General features: G+C 70.4%; 22 protein-coding genes, 1 pseudogene and 1 riboswitch. Of the genes and pseudogenes, 14 read left to right on the top strand and 9 right to left on the bottom strand.

All coding sequences use genetic code 11. The annotated features are described in order from the left end of the window. Positions 1-101 precede the first annotated feature (101 nt). The 4 genes from I6J71_RS23255 to I6J71_RS23240 are packed head-to-tail and all read left to right on the top strand — an operon-like array spanning position 102 to position 5,929. On the top strand, positions 102-1,589 hold the full coding sequence (locus I6J71_RS23255) for an FAD-linked oxidase C-terminal domain-containing protein (protein WP_204096625.1): 1,488 nt from the start codon (positions 102-104) through the stop codon (positions 1,587-1,589). Beyond that, positions 1,589-2,860 carry an FAD-binding oxidoreductase gene (locus tag I6J71_RS23250; RefSeq protein ID WP_204096624.1) on the top strand — a complete coding sequence of 424 codons (1,272 nt, stop codon included), beginning with the start codon at positions 1,589-1,591 and terminating at the stop codon, positions 2,858-2,860. Before I6J71_RS23255 ends, I6J71_RS23250 begins: the two co-directional genes overlap by 1 nt. Further along, positions 2,861-4,177, top strand: a complete 1,317-nt coding sequence (locus I6J71_RS23245) for a (Fe-S)-binding protein (RefSeq protein ID WP_204096623.1) — start codon at positions 2,861-2,863, stop codon at positions 4,175-4,177. 42 nt (positions 4,178-4,219) lie between these two features. Further along, positions 4,220-5,929: an L-lactate permease gene (locus I6J71_RS23240; RefSeq protein ID WP_204096622.1), complete on the top strand. Its 1,710-nt coding sequence runs from the start codon at positions 4,220-4,222 to the stop codon at positions 5,927-5,929. A gap of 175 nt (positions 5,930-6,104) precedes the next feature. Here the strand turns inward: I6J71_RS23240 and I6J71_RS23235 are convergent, their stop codons facing one another. Together I6J71_RS23235 and I6J71_RS23230 are read right to left on the bottom strand one after the other, a co-directional pair. Then, complete coding sequence (locus tag I6J71_RS23235; protein WP_204096621.1) at positions 6,105-6,743, bottom strand: acetate uptake transporter; 639 nt, start codon at positions 6,741-6,743, stop codon at positions 6,105-6,107. A gap of 129 nt (positions 6,744-6,872) precedes the next feature. After that, complete coding sequence (locus tag I6J71_RS23230) at positions 6,873-7,220, bottom strand: DUF3040 domain-containing protein (RefSeq protein ID WP_204096620.1); 348 nt, start codon at positions 7,218-7,220, stop codon at positions 6,873-6,875. Positions 7,221-7,495: 275 nt separating this feature from the next. On the opposite strand from I6J71_RS23230, the gene I6J71_RS49870 reads away from it, so the two are divergent. From I6J71_RS49870 to I6J71_RS23215, 5 genes are all read left to right on the top strand, one after another. Further along, positions 7,496-7,618 (top strand): hypothetical protein, encoded by a 123-nt coding sequence (locus I6J71_RS49870; RefSeq protein WP_255570903.1) that lies wholly within the window; start codon positions 7,496-7,498, stop codon positions 7,616-7,618. A 233-nt stretch (positions 7,619-7,851) separates the two neighbouring features. Then, positions 7,852-8,118, top strand: a complete 267-nt coding sequence (locus I6J71_RS23225) for a hypothetical protein (protein WP_204096619.1) — start codon at positions 7,852-7,854, stop codon at positions 8,116-8,118. Positions 8,119-8,454: 336 nt separating this feature from the next. Beyond that, positions 8,455-8,622: riboswitch (M-box (ykoK) riboswitch) on the top strand. A 342-nt stretch (positions 8,623-8,964) separates the two neighbouring features. Then, positions 8,965-9,771, top strand: a complete 807-nt coding sequence (locus I6J71_RS23220) for a divalent metal cation transporter (protein WP_239155221.1) — start codon at positions 8,965-8,967, stop codon at positions 9,769-9,771. A 49-nt stretch (positions 9,772-9,820) separates the two neighbouring features. Continuing rightward, positions 9,821-9,958 carry a hypothetical protein gene (locus I6J71_RS48715; protein ID WP_239155219.1) on the top strand — a complete coding sequence of 46 codons (138 nt, stop codon included), beginning with the start codon at positions 9,821-9,823 and terminating at the stop codon, positions 9,956-9,958. Positions 9,959-10,283: 325 nt separating this feature from the next. Continuing rightward, on the top strand, positions 10,284-13,088 hold the full coding sequence (locus I6J71_RS23215) for a glycoside hydrolase family 2 TIM barrel-domain containing protein (RefSeq protein WP_204096618.1): 2,805 nt from the start codon (positions 10,284-10,286) through the stop codon (positions 13,086-13,088). Positions 13,089-13,198: 110 nt separating this feature from the next. Here the strand turns inward: I6J71_RS23215 and I6J71_RS23210 are convergent, their stop codons facing one another. Beyond that, complete coding sequence (locus I6J71_RS23210; RefSeq protein WP_204096617.1) at positions 13,199-13,540, bottom strand: hypothetical protein; 342 nt, start codon at positions 13,538-13,540, stop codon at positions 13,199-13,201. Between the two features lie 98 nt (positions 13,541-13,638). Continuing rightward, positions 13,639-14,142 (bottom strand): GNAT family N-acetyltransferase, encoded by a 504-nt coding sequence (locus I6J71_RS23205; protein ID WP_239155217.1) that lies wholly within the window; start codon positions 14,140-14,142, stop codon positions 13,639-13,641. Between the two features lie 374 nt (positions 14,143-14,516). Between I6J71_RS23205 and I6J71_RS23200 the strand changes: the two genes are divergently transcribed. Next, the gene (locus I6J71_RS23200; RefSeq protein WP_204096616.1) at positions 14,517-14,924 is read left to right on the top strand and encodes a VOC family protein; all 408 of its coding nucleotides are present in this window, start codon (positions 14,517-14,519) and stop codon (positions 14,922-14,924) included. A 3-nt stretch (positions 14,925-14,927) separates the two neighbouring features. On the opposite strand, the gene I6J71_RS23195 is transcribed toward I6J71_RS23200, so the two are convergent. Continuing rightward, positions 14,928-15,380, bottom strand: coding sequence for a hypothetical protein (locus I6J71_RS23195; protein ID WP_204096615.1), 453 nt, complete (start codon positions 15,378-15,380; stop codon positions 14,928-14,930). Between the two features lie 250 nt (positions 15,381-15,630). On the opposite strand from I6J71_RS23195, the gene I6J71_RS23190 reads away from it, so the two are divergent. Both I6J71_RS23190 and ligA read left to right on the top strand, forming a co-directional pair. Next, positions 15,631-15,885, top strand: a complete 255-nt coding sequence (locus tag I6J71_RS23190; protein ID WP_204096614.1) for a hypothetical protein — start codon at positions 15,631-15,633, stop codon at positions 15,883-15,885. Positions 15,886-15,913: 28 nt separating this feature from the next. Beyond that, positions 15,914-18,023 (top strand): annotated as a pseudogene (gene ligA / locus I6J71_RS23185) (NAD-dependent DNA ligase LigA). Here ligA and I6J71_RS23180 read toward each other — a convergent pair. Beyond that, positions 18,004-19,167 (bottom strand): MFS transporter, encoded by a 1,164-nt coding sequence (locus tag I6J71_RS23180; RefSeq protein ID WP_204096613.1) that lies wholly within the window; start codon positions 19,165-19,167, stop codon positions 18,004-18,006. The pseudogene ligA and the gene I6J71_RS23180 sit on opposite strands and share 20 nt — an antisense overlap. Before the next feature lie 90 nt (positions 19,168-19,257). Between I6J71_RS23180 and I6J71_RS23175 the strand changes: the two genes are divergently transcribed. Together I6J71_RS23175 and I6J71_RS23170 are read left to right on the top strand one after the other, a co-directional pair. After that, positions 19,258-19,806 carry a TetR/AcrR family transcriptional regulator gene (locus I6J71_RS23175; protein ID WP_204096612.1) on the top strand — a complete coding sequence of 183 codons (549 nt, stop codon included), beginning with the start codon at positions 19,258-19,260 and terminating at the stop codon, positions 19,804-19,806. Between the two features lie 305 nt (positions 19,807-20,111). After that, on the top strand, positions 20,112-20,273 hold the full coding sequence (locus I6J71_RS23170; protein ID WP_204096611.1) for an IclR family transcriptional regulator C-terminal domain-containing protein: 162 nt from the start codon (positions 20,112-20,114) through the stop codon (positions 20,271-20,273). Between the two features lie 41 nt (positions 20,274-20,314). On the opposite strand, the gene I6J71_RS23165 is transcribed toward I6J71_RS23170, so the two are convergent. The 3 genes from I6J71_RS23165 to I6J71_RS23155 are packed head-to-tail and all read right to left on the bottom strand — an operon-like array spanning position 20,315 to position 24,028. After that, a complete protein-coding gene (locus I6J71_RS23165) occupies positions 20,315-22,522 on the bottom strand; it encodes a xanthine dehydrogenase family protein molybdopterin-binding subunit (RefSeq protein WP_204096610.1) in 2,208 nt (735 codons plus the stop codon). Then, on the bottom strand, positions 22,519-23,505 hold the full coding sequence (locus tag I6J71_RS23160; RefSeq protein ID WP_204096609.1) for a xanthine dehydrogenase family protein subunit M: 987 nt from the start codon (positions 23,503-23,505) through the stop codon (positions 22,519-22,521). Before I6J71_RS23160 ends, I6J71_RS23165 begins: the two co-directional genes overlap by 4 nt. Then, positions 23,492-24,028, bottom strand: a complete 537-nt coding sequence (locus tag I6J71_RS23155; protein ID WP_204096608.1) for a (2Fe-2S)-binding protein — start codon at positions 24,026-24,028, stop codon at positions 23,492-23,494. Before I6J71_RS23155 ends, I6J71_RS23160 begins: the two co-directional genes overlap by 14 nt.

Raw genomic sequence — 24,028 nt, 5'->3', positions numbered from 1 at the left:
CTTGCCTTCCGGAGGGTCTTACGGTTCCGGAAGGCAGAGTGTACTTTCCGTAGCGCGGAAAGCCGTCCGTATTCGCAGTCAAGCGGGCTGGGAGGGCGCGCATGACGACCTACGAGCCACAAGACGTGCGACCAGGGATCGCGGCGCTGGCCGAGCGCCTGCGGGCGGCGCTGGGTCCCGATTCGGTCATCGACGATCACCAGCGCCTGCGTACCTACGAATGTGACGGCCTCGCGCACTACAAGGTCATGCCCGCGCTGGCCGTGCTCGTTCAAGATACGGCCGCCGTCGTGGAGACGGTGCGCGCCTGCGCGGAGGCCGGCGTGCCGTTCGTCGCGCGCGGGTCCGGCACGGGCCTTTCCGGTGGTGCGCTGCCGCGCGCCGACGGGGTCCTCATCGTCACCTCGCGGATGCGCCACATCATCGAGATCGACCGGGAGAACCAGCGCGCGGTCGTCGAGCCAGGGGTGATCAACCTGGACGTCTCCCGGGCCGCGAACCCCGAGGGGTACTACTACGCGCCGGATCCCTCGAGCCAACAGGTGTGCTCGATCGGTGGCAACGTCGCGGAGAACTCGGGAGGTGCGCACTGCCTGAAGTACGGGTTCACCACCAACCACGTCACCGGGATCACCTTCGTGACCACCGACGGCGAGGCCGTGCGACTCGGCGGCAAGGCGCCGGATCCGACCGGGTACGACCTGCTCGGGGCCATCGTGGGTTCGGAAGGGACGCTCGGCGTTGCCACCGAGGTGACGGTGCGCCTCACCCGGCTGCCGGAAGCGGTCCGCACGCTGCTCGCGGCGTTCCCGGGCACCGACGACGCCGGCGCGGCGGTTTCGGAGATCATCGGTGCCGGAGTCGTGCCCGCGGCCATCGAGATGATGGACGCGCTGGCGATCGAGGCGGCCGAAGCCGCCGTGCACTGCGACTACCCCGGTGGTGCGGGTGCGGTGCTGATCGTGGAGCTGGACGGACCGGCCGACGAGGTCGAGCGGCAATTCGAAGAGGTCGAGCGGCACTGCGGCGCACACCGGGCCTTCGAAATCCGCATCGCGAAGGACGACGTGGAGCGCGCGCTGTTCTGGAAAGGGCGCAAGTCGGCGTTCGCCGCCGTCGGGCGGATCAGCCCCGACTACATCGTCCAGGACGGCGTCATCCCGCGCACCGCGTTGCCCGAGGTGCTGAGCCGGATGGCCGAGCTGTCGCGCACCAGCGGTGTCCGGGTCGCCAACGTCTTCCACGCCGGAGACGGCAACCTGCACCCGCTCGTGCTCTTCGACGACGGGGTGCCCGGCGAAGCCGAGCGCGCGGAGGAGGTCTCGGGGGCGATCCTGGACCTCTGCATCGAGCACGGTGGCTCGATCACCGGAGAGCACGGCGTCGGATCGGACAAGGCGAAGTTCATGCCGCGGATGTTCACCGAGGAGGACCTCGACACCATGCAGCTGGTGCGCTGTGCCTTCGACCCGGGCGGACTCGCCAATCCCGGCAAGGTGTTCCCGACCCCGCGCCTCTGCGGTGAGGTGCCGGGCCGGCACAAGGGCGCGCATCCCTTGCAGGAAGCCGGAATCGCCGAGGTCTTCTGATGACCCGGACCGAGGCGGAGGTGCTCGACGCGCTCTGCGCGGCGACCGCAAAACACGCCCGGCCCGCGGAAGCGGGGGACGAGGTCGACGGCATCGCGCCGGCGTTCGTCGCGGCGCCCGGCAGCACCGCGGAAGCGGCGGACGTCATGCGGATCGCCGCCGGCAGCCGCCTGGCCGTCGTCGTCCGCGGCTCGGGGACGAAACTCGGCTGGGGGCAGCGGCCCGCGAAGGCGGACCTGGTCGTGGACACCGGCCGCATGGACCGCGTCGTCGAGCACAGCGCCGGGGATCTCGTCGTCCACGTGGACGCCGGCCTCCGCCTCGCGGCGCTGCAGGAGCGCCTCGCCCCCGCAGGGCAGCGGCTCGCGGTCGATCCGGTCCTGCCGCCCGGTGCGGCCGGTGCCGGAACGGTGGGCGGGCTCATCGCGACCGCCGCGTCGGGGCCGCTGCGGTTCTCCCACGGCGCGGTGCGCGACCTGCTCATCGGCATCACGGTCGTCCGGGCCGACGGCGTGGTGGCGAAGGCCGGCGGAAAGGTCGTGAAGAACGTCGCGGGCTACGACCTGGGCAAGCTGTTCGCCGGTTCCTGGGGGACACTCGGACTGGTCACCGAGGCGGTGTTCCGGCTGCACCCGCAGCCGGTGGTGGCCCGCTGGGTCGTGATACCGGTGGACTCGGTCGGCGTCGCGTACGAGCGGCTGCGGCGAGTGCTGCACGCCCAGCTGGTGCCGAACGCGGTCGAACTCGACCGCCCGGCCGGCGCGACGGGGGCGCTCGCGGTGCTCGTCGAGGGCATCCCGCAGGGAGTCGCCGGCCGGGTCGAGAAGTTCCTCGACCTGCTCGGCAACGGCGCGGAAGCACAGGAAACCGCGCCGGAGTGGTGGGGCCGAGCCCCGTGGCAGCGAGGAGATGTGGCGCTGCGCCTCACGCACCAGATCACCGGATTACCGGCCTTGTTGAACGCGCTCGACGAGCAGGCGCGGCGGCACGGGCTGCCGGTTCCGGTTCGTGGTTCGGCAGGCGTCGGTCTTCTGTATGCCGCGGTGCCGGGGACCGCCGACCCGGCTGCGGTCGCCGAACTCGTCCAGGCCTTGCGCGACCGGTCGGCCGTCTGGGGCGGGGACGTCGTCGTGCTGGACGCTCCGCCGGCGGTCAAGGCCGCGCTCGACCCGTGGGGGCCCGTGCGGGGCGTCACTTTGATGCGCCGGGTCAAAGACCAGTTCGACCCCGAGCACCGGCTCGCTCCCGGTCGCTTCGCCGGAGGGATCTAGATGGCCGAACCTGCCTTCGATGACCACCACCCGCCGTCGGCGGAGCTCGTCGGTGACTGCGTGCACTGCGGGTTCTGCCTGCCGACCTGCCCCACCTACACGTTGTGGGGCGAGGAGATGGACTCGCCGCGCGGGCGGATCTACCTGATGGAAATGGGGCTCGGCGGCGAGCCGATGACACCCGAGATGGTGCAGCACTTCGACGCCTGCCTCGGGTGCATGGCGTGCGTGACCGCGTGCCCGTCCGGGGTGCAGTACGACAAGCTCATCGAAGCCACCCGTGCGCAGGTGGAGCGGCGGCACCACCGCCCTGCCCGCGACCGGCTGCTGCGCCGCGCGATCTTCAGCGTCTTCCCGTACGCCAAGCGGTTGCACGCTCTGCGCGGTCCGCTGCGGGCCTACCAAGCCACCGGCCTCAGCCGCTGGTTGCGGCGCGGCAGCCTGCTGCGCCGGACATTCCCGACGCTGGCGGCGCTGGAATCGCTCGCACCGGAACTCGAGCCGTTCGAGCAGGTGCCGGAACGCCTCCCCGCCCAGGGTGCGAAGCGGGGCACCGTCGGCCTGCTCCTGGGGTGCGTGCAGCGGGAGTTCTTCCCGGGCGTCAACGCGGCGACCGCCCGCGTGCTGACCGCGGAAGGCTTCGACGTGATCGCGCCGGCCGGGCAGGGGTGCTGCGGTGCGCTGAGTGTCCACAACGGCCGTGAGGACGAGGCGCAGTCCTTCGCCCGCAAGCTGATCGACACCTTCGAGGCCACCGGGGTCGAGCGGGTCGTGGTCAACGCCGCTGGGTGCGGTTCGGCGATGAAGGAGTACGCGGACCTGCTCGCCGACGATCCGGCCTACGCCGAGCGCGCGCGTGGATTCGCGGAGAACGTCCGTGACATCACGGAATTTCTCGTGGAGCGGGGAACGGTGGCCACCCGTCACCCGCTGCCGGTCATGGTCGCATACCACGACGCCTGTCACCTCGGGCACGCGCAGGCCATCCGCGCGCAGCCCCGCGCGCTCTTGCGTGAGATCTCGGACCTCCAGCTGCGGGAGATCGCCGAAGCCGAACTGTGCTGCGGTTCCGCGGGGATCTACAACATCCTTCAGCCCGAGGCCGCGGGGGAGCTCGGGGATCGCAAGGCACGCAACGTTCTCGCCACCGGAGCACCCCTGCTGGTGACGGCCAACCCGGGCTGCCTGATGCAGCTGGCCGCCTCCGCCGAGCGGCTCGGTGCGCAGCTGAGGGTCGCCCACACCGTCGAGGTTCTCGACGCCTCGATCCGCGGCCTGCCGGCGGACGCGGTCGGACGGTCCCGCTCCGGGACCTGAGCCGGCACACCCAGGTTGTCGTCCTCAACGGTGAGGTGACGCATGTACCAGCAAATTCTCGATCCCGTCGCGGGTTCGCTCGCGTGGTCGTCGCTCGTGGCGGCCATCCCGCTGATCGTGTTGTTCGTCCTGCTCGGCATCCTCCGGATGACGGCGTGGCTCGCGGCGCTGATCTCACTCGCGGTCGCGCTCGGGGTGGCGATCTTCGTCTACCCGATGCCCGCGGGCCCGGCGTTCCTCTCGGCCGCCGAAGGTGCCGCGTTCGGGTTCTTCCCCATCCTGTGGATCGTCATCAACGCGATCTGGATCTACAACATGACCGTCGAGACCGGACACTTCGACGTGTTGCGCCGCTCGTTCGCCCGGGTCAGCGACGACCAGCGGATCCAGGGTGTGATCGTCGCGTTCTCCTTCGGGGCGCTGCTCGAGGCGCTGGCCGGGTTCGGCACCCCGGTCGCCATCACCAGCGTCATGCTGATCGCGCTGGGCTTCCGACCCCTGAAGGCCGCGGTGGTCGCGCTCGTGGCCAACACCGCACCCGTCGCCTTCGGCGCGCTCGCGGTGCCGATCACGACGCTGGCCACCGTCACCGGCCTCCCGCTGCACGACCTGTCCGCGATGGTCGGGCGCCAGACCCCGCTGCTCGGGTTCGTCGTCCCGCTCGCGCTCGTGTTCATCATCGACGGCACCCGCGGCATCCGGCAGACCTGGCCCGCCGCGCTGATCTGCGGGGTCGTTTTCGCCGTGGCGCAGTTCGCGATCTCCAACTACGTGAGCGCGCCGCTCACCGACATCGTCGCGTCGCTGCTGAGCGCGGGCGCGATCGTGCTGTTCCTGCGGGTCTGGCGGCCGGTCGAGGGGTTCAGCGAGGCCGGTACCCCCGAGGTCACCCGCAGCGGCGCGGGCGCGGCGACTTCGACGGCCACGGTCGACCGCCAGGGTCCCCGGCCGGCCCGCGACCGTTCCTCGGGCACAGGTGGCGATGGTGGCACCGGCGTCGGCCGTCGCGACAGCGGTGCCGAGGTGTTCCGCGCCTACTCGCCCTACCTGATCATCATCGTGGTGTTCGGTCTCGCGCAGATCCCGGCGATCCAGCACGCGCTGGCCAGTGTCACGCGCACGTTCGCCTGGCCGGGGCTGCACATCACCTCCGCGAGCGGGAAGGTGTCGACACTGCCGATGTTCAAGTTCGACTGGCTCGCCGCGGCCGGCACGCTGCTCATCATCGCCGGCCTGCTGACCATCCCCGTGATCCGCATCCGGCCCGCGACCGCGCTGCGCATCTACTTCGCCACGTATCGGCAGCTGGCTCCGGCGATCGTGACCGTGATGGCCGTGCTCGCGCTCGCCTACGTCATGAACGCGAGCGGGCAGACGACGACGCTCGGTACGTGGATGGCGGGTGCCGGCGGGATTTTCGCGCTCATTTCACCGATTCTCGGCTGGCTCGGTGTCGCCGTGACCGGCTCGGACACGTCGTCGAACTCGTTGTTCGGCGCGCTGCAAGTGGTCGCCGCGCAGAAGGCCGAACTCAGCGCCACCCTGCTCGCTGCCGCGAACTCGTCCGGCGGGGTGCTCGGCAAGATGATCAGCCCGCAGAACCTCGCCATCGCCGCGGCGGCGGTGAGCATGTCCGGGCGGGAGGGTGACCTTTTCCGCCGGGTGTTCCTCTGGAGCGTGCTCTTCCTCGCGGTGATGTGCGTGCTGGTCTACCTGCAGTCCACGCCTGTGCTGTCGTGGATGGTGCCCTGAACCGCGTCGGAGGTCAGTATCCGTTTCCCTTTCGTGCCCGGCCTCTGCGCTTCGAAAAGGTGACCTTGTGCTCGATGGTCATTTCCGCCGGGATCACGGCCTTCAGCAGAATGGCCAAAGGGGAGCTGACCGCGCGATATGCGGCATAGCTCCCCTTTGGGCGTTGTGACGTCTTTCAGTGGTGCGTCGCCGGCGACAGCGGGAACAGCGGCAGCAGTGTCCGCTTCCAGGTGAAGTTGACCACCCCGGCAAAAGAGGCATACCACGCGAGTACGGCCGTCACGAGACCGAGCCAGCCACCCACCTGCGCCATGGTCGGTGCACCCGCCAGTTCCCCGATCGTCAGGAACAGGAAGGTCAGTGTCAGGAAGACGAACACGGCCATGACGGCGCCGTTGACCCGAGCAGCGGCCACGGTCATGTAGGCCGTGAAGATCGTCCACGCCAGCAGGAACAAGCCGGTCGCTGTCGCCGCGCCCGCCCCGAGCGCGGGCTCGACGAACTTCACGTAGGCGGCGAAGGCCATCCAGAAGGCCGCGAACGAGCTGAACGCCAGCGCGCCGAAAGTGTTGCCCTTGCGGAACTCCCACATTCCGGCCAGGAATTGGGTCAGTCCACCGTAGAACAACGCCAAGGGAAGCACGACGGCTTCCAGGGCGGTATTCTGGATCAGTCCGGCGTTGAACACGCTGAGCACGAAAGTCGTCATCGCGAAGGCGGCAAGACCCAGCGGGGCGGGGTCGGCGATGTGTGCACCCGGATCTTCGCGGGCAGCCGTCGCTTCGACCGTGGCGGCTTTTTCTGTGTGTACCATCACCACTCCTTCCGCGACTCACCGGCTCCGCGCCGGTGTCATGTGTGACACCTCGGGAGGGTAGTCCGGCATCGCGGAATCGGCGCGCTGAGCGAAATCGGCCCAGCGAAATCGGCCCAGTGGAATGGGTCAAGCGGCAGTGGGGCGAGCACACCGTGGGCACGAATCGGCAGGCGCCGGCCATTTCCCTGCGCAATACCGGCAGTAATAGCGGCGCGCCCACCAGGCTACTCCCAGTGCGGGCACCGTCGCAGTGAGCAGCAACCCGGCGACCAGGCACGCGGTCACGCCGAGCAGGTCGCCGACGGCCACGAGGGCAACCGCGGCGGCGACCACGGCCGAGAGCGCGAGCACCACGTGCAGCGAGGCAGGCCCGCCGCGCCGCATCCGTGCGAGCCGGCGATCGAGACCCGGATCCTCGGCCCGCAGGGCGCGTTCAAGTCTGCCCAGTTCCTGCACTTCGTCGTCACTCAGCACCGCGGACTCCTTCACGACTGCGCGCCCAGAATAACCTTCCGCGGGCCAAGATCGGTCAGCTGCGTGTGCCCGCCCGGCCGACGCATCCGGCCGGTGAATGTTACCCGTCCGAGTGAGCGGTGGGCCGCCACGAACCTCGCGGACTTCCCGTCACACTCCGTCCCGCGATTCGCGAGCCTGGTGTTGACTGACTGAGTCAGTCACTCAATAACTGGTGGAGTGCGAGGACGGGTGCTCGCGCGGCCGGTGGGGAGATCGCCGAAGCCGCGGCGACGGTGTTGCTGAAAAAGGCCGCCGGGGTGTCCGACGTGTCGGCCGCCCTGGGGCTCAGCCACGGTGTGATCTACACCTACGCCGAGTGCAAGGAGCGCTGCTGTACTTGGCTTTGCTTCGCCTGATCCAGCCGGAGTCGATGGCTGCTCTGGACACGCCGGTGCCCACGCCGACCCCGGAGGAGATCGTGGCCCTGGTCGAGGGCTGGGCCACCGATCAGGAGAGTTTTCCCACCTATGACCGCGGCGGCAGGCCGCCGGCCGCGATCCCCGGCGGTCGCCGAGGAGTTCGGCGCCCTCGTCGACGAACTGTACGGGTTCGTCGAACGCGACCGGCGGCTGCTGGCCCTGGTCGAGCGGTGTGCCCCGACCTGCCCGAATTGGCCCAGTACTACTTCGTGCAACGCCGCAGGGCGCTGCTGGCCACCCTCGCTGACTACCTGAGCCGGCGGATCCGTTCCCGTGCGCTGCGCGCGGTGCCGGACCTTCCGGCCGCGGCCCGGTTCGTCGTCGAAACCATCGCCTGGTTCGCGTGGCACCGGGCCGGCGATCCGGACATCTACCTCTGCCGGCAACCCCACGGCGACTGGTCGCAGCTGTGGCCGGCCCTGCGTCACGTCGATTGATGCTGACCGGAGTCGTGGATGCGGCGGTGGGGGCACGTGCCGCTCGGGCAAGACCACCTCTGCCGGCGGCGAGCCAGAACACTGTATAACGTTCTATACGTCGAGGCTTGATGCATCCGCGCTGTCGAAGAGACGGTGACCATGCCACCGCACTTACCGACAACCCTCGGGTAGACGTCCGCCTTACGGCGTCAATTCGTCGCGAAGAGAACATTGGAAAAGAATCGGGGCATCCCTTTGCCGTGTTTGTCCGAGACGTTCGAACAGAATGGCGTTGTGTACGCGCTGTCACGTTTGCCGGATCGGGTTCGGGACCTACGCTGACCGAGGTTTCGACAGGCACCTCGTTAGGTCCGGACACAGGCCACTGATCTGACGACGTCGAGAGACGCCCAAGGTCAGGACAGGTTTCCCCGGGCTAAGGGGTTGACCCGAAGTGGCTTCCCGTCGGGAGACGGGACACGCCGGGCAGTGCCAAAGCTCTTACGACGTGTGGGGTGCGCCGCTTTTATTTCGACCGCGGGCGGGCGTCCGTGTCATGTATTCGGCGCCGGTGGCCGGCCGTCGCCCGTGGCGGGTGGAGGTGAGGGCAGTGCCAGGCAGCAGTAGTCCGGGTCGAAGTCGACCCCGTTCTCGCGTACTCGTTCCGCTGTCTTCGATCTTCGCCGGCATCCGGTAGGCCCTTTGCCCGCAGCGCCGACACCGCCGCGGTGATCATCGCGGCGGCGTTCACCGGGTCGTTCCGCCGCTTCGATCGCGCCGCGGTGCTCTTCTGCCTCGGTTCGCTCCTGCTGATCCCGATCTCCGTGGCCGCGCACCCGCGGGCAGCTGGCCCGCGGCTTCTCCGTGCCGTCGCTGCCCGGCGGCTCGAACGGGATGGCGGCGCTGATGCTGCTGGTGATCGGCATCGTCGGCACCATCGTGGCGTCGTGGCAGCCGTTCTTCTGGCAGTCCTACGTGATCGGCAAGTGGATCACCCCGCGGTTCCTGCGGTACGAGAAGGCCGATCTGTGGATCGGCATCGTGATCGTGGTCGTCGGCGCCACGGCGATCACCGGCTTCAGCGCGGCGGCGTTCGCCGGGACGAAGGACTTCGGGAACTTCACCGACAGCACCGGCCTCGCCAAGGGCCTGGCTGCGTACGCGGGCAAGACCGTCGGGGCGCTGTTCGCCGTCGCGTTGCTGGACGCCTCGATCATCGGCGCGTTCGCGCTGTCGCTGTCCAGCCCCTACGCGTTGGGCGACGTGCTGGGGCTCAAGCACTCCCTGCACCGCGGAATCAAGCGGGCCGAGGGTTTCTGCGCCGTCTACGCCGGGCTCATCGCCCTTGCCGCGACGATCGTGCTCATCCCCGGCTCGCCGCTGGGGCTGGTGACCGAAGGAGTGCAGACCCTCGCCAGGCTGCTACTGCCTCGGCGACGGTGTTCCTGCTGCTGCTCTGCAACGACCGGCAGGTGCCGGGCCCCGGGTCAACGGCCGTGCCACCACCGTGTTCACCTCGGTGGTGGTGGACGTCCTGGTCACCCTGTCGATCGTGCTGACCGTCGCGGTGCTCTACCCCGGCGGCGCCGCGGGGCAGATCGTGCGGATCGTCGCCGCCTGCGCGGGGGCAGGCGTGGCGGCGGGCGGTTACGCGCTGCGGGGCCGGCGTAGCGGCACGGCGGCCGCGCCCGTCGACCGGACCGGACGCGAGGACTGGCTGATGCCGCCGCTCACCGAGCTGACCCGGCCGGCGATGGCGACCGGGGGCAAGATCGGGATGGGTGCGCTGCGCACCTACCTGGCCGTCGCGATGGTTCTCGTCATCGTCAAGATCATGAAGGCCGTGCTCGCCGGCTGACCGGCCATCCGACCTCGGGCAGGCACCGGCGGGTCCCCCGCACGCTGCCGCCCCGTTCCGCGCGGGCGACAGCGTGGTGCCGGCCTTCGGGTGAAGTCCACAGTGGAACGCGAGTCCACCGGGTATTTCGCAATTGGCGGGCACATCACGCGGGGTGAAGAAATGCCGGTTCGACTTCCTGTTTGCCGACCGGGTTTGTCCACTCGACAAGATTTCGCCGCGAGCGCAAAACCTCCCAAGGTCGCTTGACAAGGGAACCGACGCCTGACGAGCATTGGAATTCAGATCAGGGCTGACAACGTTGTCAAGAAACATCGGGAGCGACGTGACCCAGTTGAATCGCAGACGTTTCCTGTCCGGCGGAATCGCCGTCGCCGGTGGTGGTGTTCTCGGCGCGCTCGGTCTGTCCGGCGTCGCCGCAGCGGCGCCGGGCGGCACCGCGGGCAAGAATCCCCTCCACCTCGACGGCGACGAAATCACCAGCGGCTGGACCTTCACGGCGGCCGACAGCACGACGGCCCCTGGGGGCCGGCTGGCCAGTGCGCAGAGCATCGACGGCTTGAAGCCGGCCGTCGTGCCGGGCACGCCGCTCACGAGCATGATCGCCAACGGCGAGTACCCGGATCCGTTGTATGGCCGCATCGTGACCGATACGATCCCGGACACCCTCAAGGACACCGGCTACTGGTACCGGGTCGCGTTCCCCGTGCCGCGGCTGATCCCGGACCAGCGGTTCTGGCTGCAGTTCGACGGCATCAACTACCTGGGCACCATCTGGCTCAACGGCACCGAAGTGGGCACCGTCGAGGGCGCGTTCAAACGCGGGGTCTTCGACGTCACGGACATCGTCGCGAAGGCGGACGGCGCGGCTCATCTGGCGGTGCTGGTCGGGAAACTGGATTACGCCGAACAGCCGTCGTTGCCGAGCTACGCCAGCGGTGTGACCCGCGGCGGGCGCAACGGCGGCAAGACGGGCATCACCTTGAAGAACGGGCCGACGTTCTTCTGCACGGCCGGCTGGGACTGGCTGCCCACCATCCCCGACCGGGACCTCGGCATCTGGCAACCGGTCACCTGGTCCACCACCGGTCCGGTCCGGCTGACCGACGTGCACGTCGACCCCACGCTCTCGGCCGATCTGCGCACGGCCGACATCACCGTCGACCTCACCCTCGACAGCGCGTTCGACGGGGCGAAAGCCGTGCTGGTGAAGGGGTCCCTCGACGGTCACGACTTCGCGCGGACCGTCACCGTGCCTCCCGGCTCGTCCTCGATCACGCTGACGCCGAAAGACCTCGCCGCCCTGCGGCTGACCCGCCCGAAGCTGTGGTGGCCCAACGGTTACGGCGACCCCTACCGCTACCGGCTGACGATCGGCGTCGAGTCCGGTGGCCAGGTCCACGACGAGCGGACGGTGGACTTCGGCGTCCGGCGGATCGAGTACACCAGGCCGATCCAGTCACCGTCCGGCTCCCCGGTCGAGTGCCTGGCGATCACCGTCAACAACCAGCCGATCCTGGTGATGGGCGGCAACTGGGGTCTGGACGAGGCGCTCAAGCGCATCCCTCGGGAGCGGCTGCGCGAACAGGTGCGGCTGCACCACGACGCCAACCTCAACCTGATCCGGAACTGGAACGGCCAAAGCAGCACCGAGGACTTCTTCGACGCGTGCGACGAGTACGGCATCCTCGTCTGGCAGGACTTCTTCTGCTCGACCGAAGGCCCGCCGCCGGCGAACGTCGCCCGCGACCTGGACAACATCCGCGACTGCATCGTGCGGTTCCGCAACCACCCGTCGGTCCTGCTCTGGTGCGGCGGCAACGAGGGTCCGCCGCCTCAGCCGCTGATCGACGGTTTGGACGCGCTGGTCGCTGAACTCGACCCGCAGCGGGCCGCGCTGACGAGTTCGGCCGGCGACACCGGCAAAGACGCGATCGCCGGGTACAGCTCGGGCGGGCCGTACCACTGGGTCACCCCGAGCACCCACTTCTCCCTCAACGACGGCACGCACTGGCCGCCGTTCCACAACGAGGTCGGCTCGTACTCCATCCCGACGCTGGAGTTCATCAAGAAGATGCTCCCCGAGGCGTCGTGGGAGCGCCCGGACGACTCCTGGGCCGACCGCGACGTCAACGGCAACGGCGGCAACGGCGGTGGCGCGGGTTACCTGCAGCTCACCGCGCAGCGCTACGGCGAACTGCGCAACCTCCCGGACTTCGCGCGCAAGTCCCAGCTGATGAACTACGAGTGCATCAAGGCGATCTACGAGGCGCACACCGCGAACATGGGCACTGCCGCACCGGGTAAGCCGTACCCGCGCACCGGCGTCATCATGTGGATGACGAATCCCGCACAGCCCAGCTTCGTCTGGCAGATGTACAGCCACGATCTCGAGGCGCATTCGTCGTTCTACGCGGTTCGGCACGCGTGCCGGCGGGTCAACGTGATCCTGAACAGCCAGACCCTCGACGTGGTGGTGGCCAACCACACCCGCACGGCGGTGCAGGGCACCGTCGCCGTCACGCTCCACGACCTGGACGGGACGGCGTTCGCCCGTGCATCCCTGCCCGTCGGCGGGGCGGCTGCGGCCGACCACACCGTGCTCGGCACCATCGCTCCACAGTTGGCCGGCGCGCCCTCCGACGTCGCCTTCGTCCGGCTCTCGTTCAAGGATTCGCACGGCGCGGAACTCGTCCGCAATTTCTACTGGATCGAGAACCCGGCGCGGCCCGCGGGTTTCGTGAGCCTGAACGACGCGCCGGCGGCCGCCGTTTCCGTCGTGGCCGGCGCGAAAAGCGGGCGCGACGGCCTCGAGCTGACGGTGGACGTCGAAAACATCGGGCGAGCCGTGGCGCTGATGCTGCACCTGCAGGTCTACGACACCCGCACCGGTGACCGCATCCTGCCGGCCACGTTCAGCGACAACTACCTGAACCTGGCCGGCGGCGAGTCGAGCTCCACCCGGGTACAGCTGGCCGGCGACCAGATCCGGCACCGGGACATCGGCGTCCGGATCGACGGCTGGAAGATCGACCAGCGCGCCTCCCGCCTGCGGGGGCACGGGGTGGCCGTCACGTTCAACCAGGCCGCGCTGGCCACTCACCCGGCGACGAAGACCTTCGGCGGGTAACCGTATGCGCGGGTATGGCCGACCGCGGCCGGCCATACCCGCGATCGCGGCTTCACCCACCGGTCTGCCGGCTGGTCCCATTGCGGTCACCTGCGGGCCGCGATCGGCACTCAGCCCATCTCCGGCCATCGCTCGGCCCGCGTGAGTTCGCCCGTCGACTCCTGGATGAACACCTCGGTCGTCTGGCCGAACGACCACCGCAACGCCTCTTCGAGCGTCTTGGCGTCGAACGTGTCCAGGAACTCGCCACCGCGCTCTTCGGACCAGGCGGCGGTCCACGGCCGGCGCCGTCCCGGTCGCAAGATCGTGACGTAGCCGGGCACGAGGGCGCGCCGTGCCGGTCCGTTCCGCGGCATGCCGGTGTGTGGGGCGCTGTCGCTCAGCGGCGCGTAGGCCCCGCCGCGCTGTTCTTCTCGAAAGAACTGCTGGTGTGGTGGGTTGTGGCTGTCCACTGCCGAAGATTACTGCCCGGCGCGGCCAGGCGGCCCGGCTCGCTCGGTGACCTGGCTGTTCCCGTCGTGGCCCCGGAAGGCGGCAGGACCCTCAAAAGCTAGATGTCCAGGTGTGAATCGACGTCGTCGCCGCGTAGTTCGATGTTCGCGCCGACCGACTTCATCAGGCGCTGCGCCGCCTTGTTGTCCGTGGACGTCGAAGCGACGTACCGGCCGCCGTTGCCTTCGCGGGCCGCGTCGATCAGGGTTTCGGTGACCCACTTGCCGATCCCGCGGCCCCGGGCCCAGCGGGCGACCCAGACTCTGGCCTCGATCTCGACCGACCTGCCGCGGTGGACGGGGTGCAGCCGCGCGGCGCCGACGATGGTGCCGCCGACCTGGATGGTCCAGGCGGTCTCGGTCGCAGTGTCCGGGTTGAGTGAGCGCCGCCGGTGGAACTGCAGGAACGCCTCACGCCGCTCGGGTGTCCAGCCCGGTGGGCCGTCCACCTCCGGCATCACGTCGAGCGGATCGGCGCCCTTGACCGCGACGTCGAGCAGCTGCGGCAGAGCCTGCTCGTCCAGGGGGGCCAGGACGATCTCGGAATCGGAACCTCCGGTCACCCGGGAATCTTGCCATGCCGGGCCGCCGGACGCGACGGCCAGGGCGCCGACGTACGCATGAATTCCGAGCACGGGTCCCTGACCTGCAGCGCGAGCACGCGGCCGGGCTCGTGGCGAGGGGCGTGGCCCGCAGTCGGACGGGCGGCCGGATCCGGATCGACCCGATGGTCAGGTGCGGCCGGACGAAGACGGGCATGACCGGCGCCGACCGACAGGGTGGCTCCTGAAGTCCCGGACGGCCGGACCGCCGGCGTCGCTCTCGCGAGTGGGCCGGCCCAGTGATCCAGCCGTCGGTCGTGGCTGGTCAGGCGCAGCGGCGACACGCCCGGGTTGCTGCACCCGATCCGGGAACGGACCCGGCCAGGATCACCTCCATGGCGTACTTGCAGCTCACCGCGATCCTCGTCGAGGACTACGACGAAGCGATCGCCTTCTTCACCCACGCACTGGGCTTCGAACTGGCCGAAGACGCACCGTCGCGCACCAACGACGGCCGTCCCAAGCGGTGGGTGATCGTCCGCCCGCCAGGTGGGGAGACCGGCATCCTCCTCGCTCGCGCCGACGGTGACCGCCAAGCCGAGGCGATCGGCGAGCAGCACGCCGGACGCGTCGGCTTCTTCCTGCGGGTCGACGATTTCGACGTGAGCTACCGGCGCATGCGAGCCGCCGGGGTCGAGTTCGTCACCGAGCCCCGGGTGGAACCGTACGGTCAGGTCGTCGTCTTCCGCGACATCGCCGGAAATCGCTGGGATCTGCTCGGCCCTTCCCGGACTCGGTCCTGAAGGTCAGCGCAGCCGAGCGGCGATCCGCTCCAGGCCTTGCCTGATCAGCTGTCCGTACTCGTCGTCGCCCAGCGCGCCGATCGTGGCCTGCGCCTGGCGGAGGTGCTCACGAGCTCGGTCGAGGTCGCCGAGCTTGCGGTGGCACTCGCTCAGGTTCAGGTGCAGCGACGGGTACAACGCGGCCACCGGAAGCGGCACTCCGGCCTGCGCCACTCGCGCATCGGTCAGCAGGCCGGCGGCCGCCAGCGCGCGCTGGTCCCAGAGCAGCTCCTGACGAACGTCATCCTGCACATCGGCCATCGCGTGCGCGAGCGTGCAACGGTGCAGGGGGTCTCCCCGCTCGCCACCGATCTCGGCCCAGATCCGCGCGAACGCGAGGCGAGCGGCTTCCCGTCCGCCTCCGTGCCCGAGTTGCACCGCCTCGCCGATCCGGACGAGCGTGGGGTCCGTGATCATCGCGGCTCCTTCCCCCCTCCACCGTCCCCCTATACCCTGCCCCGGCGACCGCGGCGTGGTCCACAATGGATCATGACGGCTCGAGGCCGTATTCTCGGGGCCGTATTGCAGCCAGCCGTACCCGGTGAGCGGCCGCCAGCCGGTACGGGCGATACCCGCTGACGGGTACCCGGGTATTCCCGCCAGCAACGAGCGCGCAACGGCCGCTGGCGGCAATGTGCTCGGGCGGCGACGATGCGACGCTGTTCTCATGGCATCGAACAACGAGCTGTCTCCTCGGGTCCCCGACCCTGAGGACCTCACCACGGTCACCGGGCACACCGGTACGCAGTATCCGTGCCCGGACCTCGCCGCTGTGGACCAGCACATCGCCCTGCTGCGCCAGCGGATCGAGGACACCCCGTCGTGCCGGCGCGATGTCGTACGCGAGCTTTGGGCCGACATCGACCTCCTGCTCGACCGCCGGATGTGGCTGGAACTGACGACGCTGTCCGCGGCGAGCTGACCGGCTCCCAAGACCCGCCCGACGGCCGGTGGTGTCCCGGCCGGTCGTCGGGCGCACCAGGTCCGCGCTGACGTCCCGGTACCGCACCGACGTGCGCCGGAACCCGTGCACGGGACGGATTTGTCGGTGGGCGCGGGTAGCGTTCCGGCTCGTGGATGCTCGGGAGCGGATTCAGGAACTCGCTGATCAGGTCGTGGTGCTGCGCGACGCCTATTACCACGGTTCGCCGCTGCTGGCAGACGCGGAGTACGACGCGGTCGAGGACGAGCTGCGCGGGTTGATCGAGGCGAACCCGGAGCTGGCGCCGGACCCGAATCCGCTGGAGCAGGTGGGTGCGCCGGCGGTACTGCACGCGCCGATCCGGCATTCGCGCCCGACGCTCTCACTGGAGAAGGCGACGCGGCCCGAGCAGGTCGCGGCCTTCTTCGACCGGTTTACCGGCCAGCCGGTGGTGATGCCGAAGCTCGACGGGCTGTCGCTGGCCCTGGTCTACGAGCAGGGGCGGCTGGCGCGCGGTCACCCGCGGCGACGGGACGACCGGAGACGACGTGACGGTGCTGGTGCGGGCCTTGACCGACGCGATTCCGGAGCGGGTCGACGCGCCGGGCCGGGTGGAGGTGCGGGGCGAGGCGGTGATGCTGCGTTCGACGTTCGCGGCCTACAACGCCGCGCACCCGGACAAGCCGCTGATCAATCCGCGTAACGCCGCGGCCGGCACCCTGCGGGCGAAGGATCCGGCCACCGTCGCCGAACGGCGGCTGCGGTTTTTCGCCTTCGACCTGGACACCGACCCCAAGGGCGCGGATCCCGACCTGGAACACGGTCTGCGGGCGCTCGGGTTCACCGCGGCAGACATGCGGCGCTGCTCCGGCGCCGACGCTGCGCAGACGGTGATCACACAGATCGAGCGGCAGCGCAACGACCTGGACTACGACCTGGACGGTGCCGTGCTGCGGCTGGCCGACCGCGATGCCTACGCCGCCGCCGGAACCCGGTCGAGCTCACCGCGCGGGGCGCTGGCGTTCAAGTTCGCCGCCGAGGAGAAGACGACCGTACTGGCTGATGTGGTCTGGGACGTCGGCAAGACGGGCAAGATCGCCCCGGTCGCCTGGCTCGAGCCGGTGTTCGTGGGCGGGACGACGGTCACGCGCGCGACGTTGGCCAACCAGGAGGTGATCCGCGCCCGGGGCATCAAGATCGGCGACACCGTGCTGGTGCGGCGTGCCGGGGACGTGATCCCGTTCGTCGCGGGCGTACTCGATGCGTCGAAGCGCACGGGGGCGGAGCGGGACGTCGTCGCGCCCACGCGGTGTCCGTCGTGCGGGCAGCCGCTGACCGAACAGGGCAACAGCCGCGAACTCTTCTGCACCAACGTCGCCTGCCCGGCCCAGACCGTGCGGCGGCTGATCCACTGGGCCTCGCGGGCGGCCGCGGACATCGACGCGATCGGTGGGGTGTGGATCGAACGCCTGGCGGAGACAGGGATCTTGGAGCGCCCGTCGGACTTCTACCAGCTGACCAAGGAGCGGCTGCTGGAGTTCGACCGCATCGGCGAGGTCTCGGCCACGCGCATGATCGAGTCGATCGACGCCGGCCGCCGGGTCGGGCTGCGCCGGGCGCTGATCGGGCTCGCGATCCCGATGGCCTCCGAAGGCACCGCCGCGCGGCTGTGCCGAGCCGGGTTCGGCTCGCTGGAGGAGGTCGCCGAGGCCGGTGTCGACGGGCTCGTGGCCGTGGAGGACATCGGGCCGAAGGTCGCCGCGTCGCTGATCGAGCACCTCACGCGCCTGCGCCCCGAACTGGAACGGCTGCGCCAGCGCGGCGTCTCCCTGGACGTGCTCGAGGAGGACCTCCCGCCCGCCGTCGTCGCGGGCGCGCCCCTGGCCGGCAAGTCGGTCGTGATCACCGGCGCGATCAGCGACCCGCGTTCCGGGGAGAAAGTGGCTCGCCCGACCTTCCAGCGGCTCTGCGAAACGGCCGGCGCCGCCACCGCCTCGTCGGTCTCCGCGAGCACCGACCTGCTCATCACGGGCGCCGACGTCGGGGCGAGCAAGCTGACCAAGGCCGAGAAGCTCGGCGTGGAAGTCGTCGACCAGAGCGTGATCTGGGAACAGCTGATCACCGCCGGAGTCGTCTGACACCGCGGTGCTCGGGCGGTGCGGCGCGGGGATGGACTTGACTCCACGCGATCAGCGCCACCAGGCCGGTCAAACCGAACACCGCGGCGAGGCCGATCGCGGAGGCCGTGGCGCCGGCCAGAGGGGAGGCAGCCGTCTGGCCGATGCCGAGGCCGAGGAAGGACCACGTGACGCCGCGGGCGGGTCGCGTGGGGAAGACGCGGGAGGCCCACAGGATGCACAGCCCGGTCAGCGCCATGTACGTGCACCCGAAGAGCGCGCCGGACACCAGTGCTCCGGGAAGCCCGGGATCGGGCAGGGCGAGAACGGCGATGCCGGCCGCGGCGAGGGTCCACGTGGCGAGGTTGGCGGCTCGCAGCCCGACGCGTTCGGCGACCCGGCCCGCCGAGCCGCCGAGCAGCCCGGCGACGCCGATGGTGAACCAGCACCAGGTCGCGGCAACCGGGCTCAGGCCGGATTCGGTGAGCCGGGAGCTCGAAAACGTCCAGTAGGGCGCGCTCGTCACTCCGATGAGGACGGAGTTGAGCACCAGCGGCAGCACGCCGTGAGCCGAGCCGGTGACCACTTCGGCGGGGTCGGTTCGCGGCAGGGTCCGCCAGGCGATCAGCGTCAGCGCCGCGCCGAGCACGGCGAACGCCGCCCAGATCGCGGGCCAGCCCAAGAGGAGCAGGGGAGTGAACGCCGATGCCGCGAGTCCGAGCCCGGTGCCGGTGTTGGCCCAGGTCTGCGCCCGGGCACGGACGCGCCGGCCGGCGGTCTCGCCGATGAGCTGGGCGACACCGGGCGACACGAGACCGGCACTGCCGCCGGCGATGACGATCCCGGCGCCGAACACCGCGACGTTCGGCGCCACGGCCATGAGCGCGAGCCCCGCGGTGGCCGCGGCTCCGGCCAGCAGCACGGTGCCGCGCGCGGACCACGCCGACGTTCTCGGTGACCCGAGCAGTCCGAGGCCGTAGCCCGCGGTGGACAGGCCACCGAGCACCCCGACGGCGACGGTCGTGAGCCCGAACGTCTCGCTGAACCGCGGTACGAAGAGCCCGTAGGCGTAGCGCGCGAACCCGTAGCACAGGGCGATCACCCCCGCGCCGACCGCGGCGGTGGGCCACCACCGGCCGGTCTTGCCCTCCGTCCCGGTCACCATGGCCCTACCCAACAGACAGGTCTGTCTGCTGTCAAGCGGTGGTATCATCACCACAGTTCATCGGGTAAACCGACCGGTATGGAGGGCAACGTGGGAAGGACCCGCCCAGGCGACGCCGGAGCGAAGGTGCTCAAAGCGGCGTCGACGCTGTTCTACCGCGACGGCATCCACGCCGTGGGCGTCGACGCGGTGGCGGCCGAGGCGGGCGTGACGAAGGCCGCGCTGTACGGCAACTTCGGCTCGAAGAGCCGCCTGGTCGTCGCTTACCTGCGCGAGCGCGACCGGCGGTGGCAGGAGCAGATCGACGCCATCACGGCCGAGCACGACGAGCCACGCGAGCGCGTGCTGGCGGTGTTCGACGCGTACGAAGCATGGCTGTCCCGCGACGGGTACCGCGGCTGCGCGTTCCTCAACGCGACCTCGGAATTCCCCGATCCCGCGGACCCGGTCCGGGAAGTGGTCCGCCACCACAAGACCGCACTGCACGGCTACCTGGACACTCAGCTCAAGCGCCTCGGCGCGGACCGCGCTGACGAGCTGATGCTCCTGCTGGAGGGCGCAGCCGTCAGGTCGGTGGTTTCGCAGGACGCCCAGCCCTTCCGGGTGGCGAAGCGGCTCGCGGAGACCCTGCTTCCCTGACTGATCCGGGCTTGTCCTCACCAACCTGACCATGGCGGCGGGAGCTGAGCTCGCCGGCGAGCGACCGGCGGTTGCTTCGCCGGTCGGCTGCCGGTCAGGGCGCCGTTGTCGCGGTGGCGGACCACCAACCGCCACAGCGAACCCCGCGCCGGCCCGGGGCTGACCGAGCGCGCGCCCGTGGTCCCGGCGCCATCAGCCGTCCCGTCCACCGTGCCCGGCAAGGTGCGCCGGCGCGATCGCAAGGCCGCCATCCGCAGCCAGGGTTACGCGCTGGACCTGGGGAGATCACCCCGGAGATCCGGTGCGTGTCAGCGCCCGTCAGGAACGCCGCCGGCCAGGCCGTCGCGGCGCACAGCATCTCGACGACCCCGATGCGCTTCGAGCGCCGTCGCGCGCGGCTGGTGGAGTCCGTTGTGGAGGCTGCCGCCACTGTGCAGGAGCGCATTGCGCTGCTGACCGCGAGCTGATCGGGACGGCCTCGATGCCGTGACTCGTCCGCCCGTTCTCGTCAGAGCAGTGCGTCCAGGGTGATCGGCAGGGACCGCACGCGGATGCCGGTCGCGTGGTGCACGGCGTTGGCGACCGCGGCCGCCACGCCCACCAGTCCGACCTCGCCGACTCCCTTGGTGCCGATGGGGTTCATGCGGTCGGGCTCGCCGACGAAGGTCACGTCGATGTCGGGGATGTCCGCGTGCACGGGGACCAGGTAGTCGCCGAACGTCGCGTTCGCGATGCGGCCGGTCGTGGGATCGGTGATGGTGTCCTCGAACAACGCCATGCCGATTGCCCCGATGACGCCGCCGATGATCTGGCTGGTGGCCGTCTTCTCGTTGAGGATCCGGCCACCGTCGACGACCGACACCACGCGCGTCACCCGGATCAGGCCCAGATCCTCGTCGACCCGGACTTCGGCGAAGTGGGCGCCGAACGCGCCCGCGGGGGCCATCCCCAGCCGCCGCGGATCGGCCGGAGTGCTGCTCCCCTCGGCGGTCAGCTCCGGCAGTCCGTGGCGGGCCAGCACCGCGGCGTAGCTCTCGCCGCGCCCCGGTTCGTCGCGAAGGTGGATCCGGCCGTCCGCCGCGACCACGTCCGCGGGATCGCGACCGCGCAGCGGCGACGCGGCGTCGTCGCGGACGAGGTCGAGCACGGCTGCGCGCAGCCGCGCACAGGCGTCGTGGACGGCCGAGCCCAGCGCGCCGGTGAGGCCGGAGCCGCCCGCCTGCGGTGCTTTCGGCAGGTCCGTGTCGCCGAGGTCGAAGCGCACTCGATCGGCTGGCAGGCCGAGCAGTTCGGCCGCCAGCTGGGTCATCACGGTGTACGTCCCGGTGCCGATGTCGATCGCCGCGCTGCTGACGGTGGCTCGCTCGTCGGCCGTGACGGTCGCGCGAGCCCGGCACGGCGCCTGGTACCAGGGATAACTGACGCCGGCCATGCCTTGCCCGACCAGCCAGTGCCCGTCGCGCGAGGACCGGGGCTCGGCGGCGCGCCGGGACCACCCGAACCGCTCGGCGCCCACGGTGTAGCAGTCGCGCAGCGATTTCTCGGACCACGGCAGGTCGAGCCCGGGGTGCACCTCGGCGTAGTTGCGCAGCCGCAGGTCCACGGGGTCCATGCGCAGTGCCACCGCCAGCTCGTCCATCGCCGATTCGAGCGCGAAGTTCCCCTGCGCCTCGGCCGGTGCCCGCATCGAGACCGGGGCCGGCAGGTTCGCCCGCACCTGCTGGTCCGTGGTCCGCACGTTCGGGCAGGCGTAGGCAACGGCCGATCCGGCCGCGAACGGTTCGTAGTCGTCGTCCTCGGCTGCCAGCAGGGAACGGCTGCGGTGCTCGAGCGCCAGCAGCCGGCCGTCGGCGCTCGCGCCGAGCCGCACCCACTGGGCGCCTCGGGGCCGGTGGCCGACCGAGGTGAACATCTGCGGCCGCGTCAGCACGAGCTTCACCGGACGGCCCAGTTCGCGGGCCGCCAGCACGGCGAGGATCACGTGTGGCCACGCCCGCAGCCCGGCGCCGAACCCGCCACCCACGAAGGGGCTGAGCACCCGCACCGACTCTTCCGGCACGCCGAAGACCGCCGCGAGCGTCTCGCGCACCATCGACGGCCACTGCGTCGAATCGTGCACCGTGAGCCGGTCGCCGTCCCATTCGGCGAGAGTGGCGAACAGGCCGAGCGGGTTGTTCGTGTTGTCCGACGTCGTGTACTCGGTCTCCACTGTCACGTGCGCTGCGGCCAGACCCGCATCGAGGTCTCCGCGCTCGTGGTCCAGGCCCCAGGGGTTGTCGACGGTGACCGCGCGCGGATCGTCCGGGTCGAGGATCGGTTTTTCGGCCGCGTACTCGACCCGTACCAGCGCGGTCGCGGCGGTCGCCTGTTCCCGGGTCTCCGCGACCGCGAGCGCGACGTGCTGCCCGTGGTGCAGCACGCGGTCGTCCTGCAACGGTGCCGGCGGTGACGTCCCCAGCGGGGTCATCGGTCCCCGCACCAGCGCGGGCACGTTCAAGTGGGTGAACACCTTCACGACGCCGGGCGCCGATTCGGCGGCGGCGGTGTCGATCGCGGTGATCCGTCCCGCCGCGATGGTGCTCTGCACCAGGGCGGCGTGTGCCTGCCCGGGTGCGCTGAAGTCCGACGAGTACGGCGCCTGGCCACTGACCTTGCGGGGCCCGTCGACGCGGCTCAGTCCGGTGCCGATGAACGGCAGTGCTGGGGTGGTGGTCATGGGGAACTCTCCGAAACCGTCAGGAGCTGCCGGACCAGCGCTCGCTGGGCCAGCTCGACTTTGAACGCGGTGCCCGGCACGGTCCACGCCCCGCTGACCGCGGCCGCCGCGGCCTCGCGGAACTTTTCGACGCTCGCCGGTGAGCCGCGCAGCGCGTCCTCGGCCGCTGTGGACCGCCACGGTTTCGAGCCCACACCACCCAGTCCGATCCGCGCGGTGCGCACGACCTCGTCCTCGACCTCGAGTGCGGCCGCCACCGAGACGAGCGCGAATTCGTACGACACCCGATCGCGTACTTTCAGGTAGCCCGAGCGCGCGGTCTCCGGCAGGAGCGGGATTTCGACGGCGGTGATCAGTTCTCCGGGCGCCAGCACGTTTTCGGTCTCCGGTGCCGTGCCCGCCTCGGTGTAGAACTCCGTGAACGGCACGCTGCGCGCGCCCCCGGTGGCCTCGACGTGCACCGAGGCGTCCAGCGCCACGAGGGCGACGGCGAGGTCGGACGCGTGCAGGGCGATGCACCGCTCGCTCACGCCGAGGATGGCGTGCATCCGGGCGGGTCCGGTGACGGCGGCGCAGCCGGAGCCCGGCGCCCGCTTGTTGCAAGCGGTGACCGCCGGGTCGCGGAAGTACCGGCACCGCGTGCGCTGCAACAGGTTGCCCCCGACCGTGGCCGCGTTGCGCAGCTGCACGGAGGCTCCGAGCAGGAGCGCTTCGCGCACCACGGGCAGCCGCCGGACGACAATCGGGTCCGCTGCCAGCTCCTCCATCGTGGTCAGCGCGCCGACGTACAGCGCCTGGCCGGTGCGCACGATCCCGCGCAGCGGCAACCGGGTGATGTCGACCAGCCGCTCGGGCGCGAGGACGCCGTCCTTCATCAGGTCGAGCTGGGTGGTGCCGCCGGCGAGGTAGGCAGAGCCGGCGTGCTGCGCGGCCGCGAGTGCGTCGGCGACGCCGGACGCCCGGACGTACTCAAAGGTGCGCATCGGTGCCTCCGGTGTCCGCCACTTCACGGATCGCGGCCACGATGTGGGGGTACGCGGCGCAGCGGCAGAGGTTCCCGCTCATGAACTCGCGGACGTCCTCGTCGGTGCCCGCGCGGCCCTCGGCCAGCAGCGCCACCGCCGACATGATCTGGCCGGGCGTGCAGTAGCCGCACTGGAACCCGTCGTGGCGGACGAACGCGTCCTGCACCGGGTGCGGGCGCCCGTCCCGGGCCAGTCCTTCGATGGTGGTCACTTCGCGGCCTTCGCACTGCGCCACCAGCATCAGGCAGGACAGCACCCGCCGTCCGTCGACGTGGATCGTGCACGCACCGCACGCGCCCTGGTCGCAGCCCTTCTTGGTGCCGGTGAGACCCAGTCGGTCGCGCAGGGCGTCGAGCAGGGTGACGCGCGTGTCGGCGACCACCACCCGCGGTTCTCCGTTCACGACGAGCGCCGTGGTGGTTTCGGTGGCGTCCGGGGCTGAAGTTCGCGACGCCGTGTGCAGCTTGGGCGTGGAAGTCAT

This window comes from Amycolatopsis sp. FDAARGOS 1241 (genome assembly GCF_016889705.1).
Taxonomy (GTDB): Bacteria; Actinomycetota; Actinomycetes; order Mycobacteriales; family Pseudonocardiaceae; genus Amycolatopsis.
The sequence above is the reverse complement of the archived record's forward strand: the minus strand, read 5'-3'. Positions and strand labels throughout refer to the sequence as shown.

Coding starts and splice junctions, on each gene's coding strand:
- I6J71_RS23255 (WP_204096625.1), top strand. CDS start 102: ATGACGACCTACGAGCCACAAGACGTGCGACCAGGGATCGCGGCGCTG.
- I6J71_RS23250 (WP_204096624.1), top strand. CDS start 1,589: ATGACCCGGACCGAGGCGGAGGTGCTCGACGCGCTCTGCGCGGCGACC.
- I6J71_RS23245 (WP_204096623.1), top strand. CDS start 2,861: ATGGCCGAACCTGCCTTCGATGACCACCACCCGCCGTCGGCGGAGCTC.
- I6J71_RS23240 (WP_204096622.1), top strand. CDS start 4,220: ATGTACCAGCAAATTCTCGATCCCGTCGCGGGTTCGCTCGCGTGGTCG.
- I6J71_RS23235 (WP_204096621.1), bottom strand. CDS start 6,743: ATGGTACACACAGAAAAAGCCGCCACGGTCGAAGCGACGGCTGCCCGC.
- I6J71_RS48715 (WP_239155219.1), top strand. CDS start 9,821: ATGCCGCCGCTCACCGAGCTGACCCGGCCGGCGATGGCGACCGGGGGC.
- I6J71_RS23200 (WP_204096616.1), top strand. CDS start 14,517: ATGGCGTACTTGCAGCTCACCGCGATCCTCGTCGAGGACTACGACGAA.
- I6J71_RS23195 (WP_204096615.1), bottom strand. CDS start 15,380: ATGATCACGGACCCCACGCTCGTCCGGATCGGCGAGGCGGTGCAACTC.
- I6J71_RS23190 (WP_204096614.1), top strand. CDS start 15,631: ATGGCATCGAACAACGAGCTGTCTCCTCGGGTCCCCGACCCTGAGGAC.
- I6J71_RS23180 (WP_204096613.1), bottom strand. CDS start 19,167: ATGGTGACCGGGACGGAGGGCAAGACCGGCCGGTGGTGGCCCACCGCC.
- I6J71_RS23165 (WP_204096610.1), bottom strand. CDS start 22,522: ATGACCACCACCCCAGCACTGCCGTTCATCGGCACCGGACTGAGCCGC.
- I6J71_RS23160 (WP_204096609.1), bottom strand. CDS start 23,505: ATGCGCACCTTTGAGTACGTCCGGGCGTCCGGCGTCGCCGACGCACTC.
- I6J71_RS23155 (WP_204096608.1), bottom strand. CDS start 24,028: ATGACTTCCACGCCCAAGCTGCACACGGCGTCGCGAACTTCAGCCCCG.